The organism is Pseudomonas sp. FW305-3-2-15-E-TSA4 (assembly GCF_058787295.1).
Genome location: NZ_JBYSZP010000009.1, coordinates 59,785 through 66,283 on the forward strand (window position 1 = coordinate 59,785; position 6,499 = coordinate 66,283).

The window sequence follows — 6,499 nt, forward strand, 5'->3', positions numbered from 1 at the left end:
CCAGTCGTTCTACAGGTGGGCGCGATCCTCCATGGCGCGCCCACCGCCCTCTACGTCATCCAGGCGAACCCCACGAGCAGTGCCGGTGTTCGCCGCTCCTTCAAGCAGGGAACCTCCATGAGCAAACCAACACGCGGGGTGATCAATGAATTGTTCGCCCTGCTCAAACCCTTTCGACTGATCGTCAGCGTGTCGATCCTGCTCGGCATGGTCGGTGGCCTGAGCGTCACCGCGCTGCTGGCGACCATCAACAACGTGCTGCACGCCGAGGGCGCACTGACCAGCACGATGGTCGCGGTGTTTGCCGGCCTGTGCCTGCTGGCGCTGACCAGCTCGATCTTTTCCGACATCGGCACCAATTTCGTCGGCCAGCACATCATCGCCAAATTGCGCAAAGAGCTGGGCGAGAAAGTCCTCTCGGCGCCGATCGAGCAGATCGAGCGCTATCGCAGCCATCGGCTGATTCCGGTGCTGACCCACGACGTCGACACCATCAGCGACTTCGCTTTCGCCTTTGCGCCGCTGGCGATTTCCCTGACCGTGACCCTCGGTTGCATGGGCTACCTGGCGATGTTGTCGTGGCCGATGTTCCTGATGATGGCGGTGGCGATCCTGATCGGCACGGTCATTCAGTACATCGCACGCGGGCGCGGCATGCAGGGATTCCTCAAGGCCCGCGACTACGAAGACGAGTTGCAGAAGCACTACCACGCGGTCGCCGAGGGCGCCAAGGAACTGCGCATCCACCGCCCGCGCCGGCATCGCATGTTCGTCTCGGGCATCGAAGGCACGGCCGACAAGATCTGCGACACGCAGGTGCGTTCGGTGAACATTTTTGTGGTCGCCAAGACCTTGGGTTCGATGCTGTTCTTCGTGGTGATCGGCCTGGCGCTGGGCCTGCAATCGCTGTGGCCGAGCGCCGACAAAGCGGTGATGAGCGGCTTCGTGCTGGTGCTGCTGTACATGAAAGGGCCGCTGGAACACATCATCGGCACCCTGCCGATCGTCAGTCGTGCGCAAATCGCGTTCCGCCGGATCGCCGATCTGTCCGAGCAATTCTCCTCGCCCGAGCCGCACCTGCTGCTCAGCGACCAGGGCCATCAAAAAACCCCGGTGCACAGCCTGGAACTGACCGATGTCTCGTACAGTTTCCCGACGGTAGAAGGCGCCAAGCCGTTCCGGTTGGGACCGGTGAACCTGAAAATCGAACAGGGCGACATCATTTTCATCGTCGGCGAAAATGGCTGCGGCAAGACCACGCTGATCAAGTTGCTGCTGGGCCTGTACGCGCCACAGCAAGGCGAAATCCGCCTCAATCAGCAGCTCGTCGATGCCGCCAACCGCGACGATTACCGCCAGTTGTTCACCACGATCTTCGCCGACTATTACCTGTTCGACGACGTGGTCCAGGGTGACACCCATATCCCGGAAGACGCCAACCAATACCTGGAGCGTCTGGAAATTGCGCACAAGGTCAGCGTGCGTGACGGCTCGTTCACCACCACCGACCTGTCCACCGGCCAGCGCAAGCGTCTGGCCCTGATCAACGCCTGGCTGGAAGAGCGTCCGGTGCTGGTGTTCGACGAGTGGGCCGCCGATCAGGACCCGACTTTCCGGCGAATTTTCTACACCGAGCTGCTGCCGGACCTGAAGCGTCTGGGCAAGACCATCATCGTCATTTCCCACGACGATCGTTACTTCGATGTCGCCGACCAACTGGTGCGCATGAGCGCCGGCAAAGTGGTCACTGAGCTGCAACCCGCCTGACTGTGAAAATTTTGTAAAAAAATGGCGTTGAGCTTTCCGGTTTTCGGAAGGCTCAACGTCTTACTAACAGTTAATAGAAATAGTTCTCAGTCAACACTTTGAAGAGTAGAAGAACAATGCCCGCACCGCACGGACTCCACCCGCTCGCCAAGGCCCTGCTGATCCGCCGCTCCTTCCGTTGCACCTTGCCAGCCTTCTGCGCCATGGCCCTGACTGTGCCGATGATCGGCCAGGCCCAGGCCGCCGCCGTGGCGATCAATATTCCTGCACAGTCGCTGGGGAGCGCGTTGCAGGAATTCGGTCGCCAGACCAACCTCCAAGTGCTTTACAGCCCGGATGAAGTCAGCGGCCTGCGCAGCAGCGCCGTCAGTGGCAACCTGGAACCGACCGCCGCCATCGCGCAACTGCTGCAAGGCACCAACATCGCCTACAGCGTCGAAGGCAACAACGTCGCCTTGCGTTCGCGCAGCACCGGCGGTGCCAGCCTCGATCTGGCCCCGACCAGCATTTCCGCCACCGCCGAATCGGCCTGGGGCCCGGTAGACGGGATCGTCGCCAAGCGCAGCGCCACCGGTTCGAAGACCGATTCGTCGCTCAAGGAAATCCCGCAGACCATCAACGTCGTCACTCAAGACGAAATCAAGATGCGCGGCTCGAAGACCGTCACCGAGGCCCTGCAATACACGCCCGGCATGACCGGCGGCGGTTTCTCGGATCGGGTGAAGATCTTCGACGAACCGACCTCCCGTGGTTTCTCCCCTACTCCGCTGTACCTCGACGGCCTGCACATGCCTTACGGCGGCGGCAGCACCGGCGGTTCGCTGCAGATCGACCCGTACACCCTGGAGCGCGTCGAAGTGCTCAAGGGCCCGGCCTCGGTGCTGTACGGCCAGAACCAGCCGGGCGGCATCGTCAACATGGTCAGCAAGCGTCCGACCGCGACCCCGCTGCACGAAGTGAAGCTCGGTGGCGGCAGCTATGACCGCAAGTACGGTGCCTTCGACCTCGGCGGCCCGATCGACGATCAGGGCGAATTCCTCTATCGCCTGACCGGTGTGGTCAACGACAGCGGCTCGGCCATCGACTACGCCAGCCAGAACCGCATGCTGCTGGCGCCCAGCCTGACCTGGCTGCCCAACGACCAGACCACCATCACCGTGTTCGGTCAGTACCAGAAAGACCACGACGTACCGGAAGCCCAGGGCCTGCCCGCCAACGGCACCGTACATCGCAGCCAGGCCGGGCGCATCAGCCGCAGCCTGTTCCTCGGCGAGCCGGACGTGAACAAGTACCATCGCGAACAGTTCGTGGTCGGTTACGAGATCGCCCACGAACTCAACGACGTCTGGACCCTGAAGCAGAACGCGCGTTACGCCGACATCAACGACCAGTACGTGGCGCCGCTGCACGGTTATGCGTTCCCGACCAACCCGGTCACCGGTCTCAACGACGGCAGCTACCAGACCCGTTACGGCGTGGACTGGTCGCAGCACAACAAGGTCTACGGCATCGATAACATCGCCCAGGCCAAGTTCCACACCGCCGACGTCGAGCACACCGTGCTGCTGGGCGTGGACTACTACCACTACAATTCGAAATTCCTCGGCCTGTACGACCGCACCGCTCCAGGTCTGGATCTGTACAACCCGGTGTATGGCAGCCAGATCAATTTCCGTCAGCCGTACAAATGGGACAACACCATTACTCAGACCGGCCTGTACGCTCAGGATCAACTGCGCTGGAACCAGTGGTTCCTGACCCTCGGCGGTCGTTATGACTTCGCCGAAACCGACAACAAGCAACCGCTGAGCGGCGGCCACAGCAACCAGAAAGACGAGAAGTTCACCGGTCGTGCCGGCCTGGGCTACGAGTTCGACAACGGCATCACGCCGTACGTCAGCTACGCCGAATCGTTCCTGCCGCAGACCGGTACCGACATGAGCGGCGGCGCCTTCGAACCGACCACCGGCAAGCAGTACGAAGTCGGCGTCAAGTACGAGCCGAAGTCGATCGACGGCTTCATTCAGCTGTCGGCGTACCAGATCGACCAGGACAATATGCTCACCACCGACCTCAACAACCCGGGCTTCAGCACCCAGAGCGGCTCCGTGCGTTCGCGCGGTATCGAGCTGGAAGGCAAGGTCAACGTCACCCGCAACCTGCGCGTGCTGGCGGCAGTGTCGCGTAACCAGACCAAGTGGGAGAAGGACAACGACGGTCGCGAAGGTCGCACTCTGGCCATGCGTCCACCGCTGACCGCCTCCGCGTGGGTCAACTACGACTTCGACATTTCCACCGCCCTCGCCGGTTTCGGCATGGGCCTGGGCGCCCGCTACGTGCGCAGCAGCTACGGTTCGGATTATGAGTCGGACTCGTTCCAGATTCCGTCCTACACCGTGTATGACGCCATGGTCTCCTACGACCTGGAAAAATCGCCGTTGCATGTCAAAGGCGTGAAACTGCAAGCCAACCTGCAGAACCTCACCGACGAGAAATACGTGGCCGCGTGCAACGGTACCCTCGACTGCTATTACGGCGAAGGCCGGACCATGACTGCTGACGTGACCTATAACTGGTAATACGTTTAGCGCTCACTGAAACGCCGGCATTTGCTGGCGTTTTTTTTGGGGACTTGGCGGCCTTTGGGCCGACCAGGCTCTTGGGGTTTTGGGTGTATATCCGTTTCTGCGGGTGCTGCCGCTGGCGGTTTCGCTCTTACAGCGAGTCACCTTTTCCAGACGCCGAAAAGGTAACCCAAAAGGCTTTGCCCCGGCGTACGGCACTTCGCTGAGGCTCAGTGTTCCCTCGCTACGGTGTCCATCCGGGGGCATCGCCTCCGGTTTGCTTCGCTGCACCTCCTCTCGATGTATGCGGCTCCGCCGCATGGCGCTGCGCGCCTATCCCCCGGATGAACACCTACGCTCGGCCTGCCGAAGGGGCTGAAGATCAAAAGCCACATCAAGAGCCAAAGCCAAAGCCAAAGCCAAAGCCAAAGCAGATCAAAAGATCGCAGCCTTCGGCAGCTCCTGCGTAGGATTGGGTGTTTTCAGTTGGAGTTTGGTCGACTGGCAGGCCGCCTTCGCGAGCAAGCCCGCTCCCACAGTTGGATTGAGTGCATTCAGTTGGAGTTTGGTCGGCTGGCAGGCCGCCTTCGCGAGCAAGCCCGCTCCCACAGTTGGATTGAGTGCATTCAGTTGGAGTTTGGTCGGCTGTCAGGCCGCCTTCGCGAGCAAGCTCACTCCCACAGGGGGATGGGGTGTGGTCAGTTAGAGACTGGTCGGCTCGCAGGCCGCCATCGCCAGCGGGCTGGCTCCTACAGTTCAGATTGCGTGCCCCGCATGCGGCGAAGCCGCCCCACTCAACACAATGAGCGTTAGCTCGAGTACCGCTTTTGATCTGAGGGCCCGTCGGCAGGCTGAGTGCAGGGATTTATCCGGGGGTGGGAGCGCAGCGACCGTTTGGCGCAGCCAAACACAGCGAGAGGAGGTGCAGCGAAGCAAACCGTAGGCGCTGCCCCCCGGATGAATCCCGGAGCGAAGGAACCCGAGCCTAAGCGAGGGCCGAACGTCAGGGCATAGACCTTTTGGTTACTTTTGGCTGGGCCGGCATTCCGGGCGTTTGCCAAAAGTGACCCGCCGTAAGGGCGAAACCCTAGGCGGCCGTTACCGCAGCAACGGATATTCACCCACTCACCCGCCCACCCCATCAAGCCAAAGCAAACACCTCTACCAAGCGCCCAGCAATCAACCCCAGCGCCTCTTCAGCCTCATCAACAATCGCCCCCATCCGCATAAAGTCATGCGTCATGCCCGAGTACACCTGCAAATCCACAACAACCCCCGCCGCCTGCAAATGCCGGGCATAAGCCCCCCCCTCATCATGCAACGGATCACACTCGGCCAACACCATCAACACCGGCGCGACATTGGCCGGGACTTCGCCGAGCAACGGCGAGAAACGCGGATCGAGACGATCGCTGGCATCACGCTGATAGTGCGCGTAGAACCACTGCAGCGAAGCCTTCTCCAGCAGATAACCTTCGGCAAAACGCTCGATCGAAGGCGTAGTGCGACTGGCATCGGTAACCGGATAAATCAGCACCTGCAAACGCGGCTGCACAGCAGCATCCGTCAGTTGCGCAGCCAGCACCGTGGCCAGGCTGCCACCGACGCTGTCGCCGGCAATCGCCAGCCGCGCCGCATCGATGCCCAGATCAGCAGCACTCGCCACCAGCCAGTCCCAGGCATCGCGGACGTCGTCGGCCGCTGTCGGGAAACGATGTTCCGGCGCCAGTCGATACGCCACCGACAGCACCACACAATCGGCTAGCGCGGCCAACGCACGGCACAACGAATCATGCGAGTCGAGGCTGCCGACCACATAGCCGCCGCCATGGAAATACAACAGTGCCGGACGTCCGGCACCCGCCTGCAACGGATGATTGCTGTAGATCCGTGCGTTCAACAGTGCACCGTCACGCACCGGCAATTGCAGCTCATCCACCACGACCAGTTCTTCACCGCCGGCGTCCATCAGCATCGATGACTGATCGAATTGTTCGCGGGCCTCGCTCGGGGTCAGCTCATGCATGCCGACGCGTTTGCCACTGGCCCGGCCGTTGCCGACCAGTTGCAGAAATGCGGCGATATCAGGATTCAATGACATTCAAATCTCCAAAGCGATCGGGCGCCATCAGCGCCCGATCGGTTTTGCTTGGGTTTCACAGCAGGTT

General features: G+C 61.3%; 3 protein-coding genes. 2 read left to right on the forward strand and 1 reads right to left on the reverse strand.

The features are described from left to right. Window positions 1-117: 117 nt before the first annotated feature. Both AC3WMV_RS14180 and AC3WMV_RS14185 read left to right on the forward strand, forming a co-directional pair. Window positions 118-1,767, forward strand: a complete 1,650-nt coding sequence (locus AC3WMV_RS14180) for a cyclic peptide export ABC transporter (protein ID WP_007968743.1) — start codon at window positions 118-120, stop codon at window positions 1,765-1,767. 116 nt (window positions 1,768-1,883) lie between these two features. Further along, complete coding sequence (locus AC3WMV_RS14185; protein ID WP_103369042.1) at window positions 1,884-4,346, forward strand: TonB-dependent siderophore receptor; 2,463 nt, start codon at window positions 1,884-1,886, stop codon at window positions 4,344-4,346. A gap of 1,126 nt (window positions 4,347-5,472) precedes the next feature. Here AC3WMV_RS14185 and AC3WMV_RS14190 read toward each other — a convergent pair. Further along, complete coding sequence (locus AC3WMV_RS14190) at window positions 5,473-6,432, reverse strand: alpha/beta hydrolase (protein ID WP_492561391.1); 960 nt, start codon at window positions 6,430-6,432, stop codon at window positions 5,473-5,475. Between the last annotated feature and the right edge of the window lie 67 nt (window positions 6,433-6,499).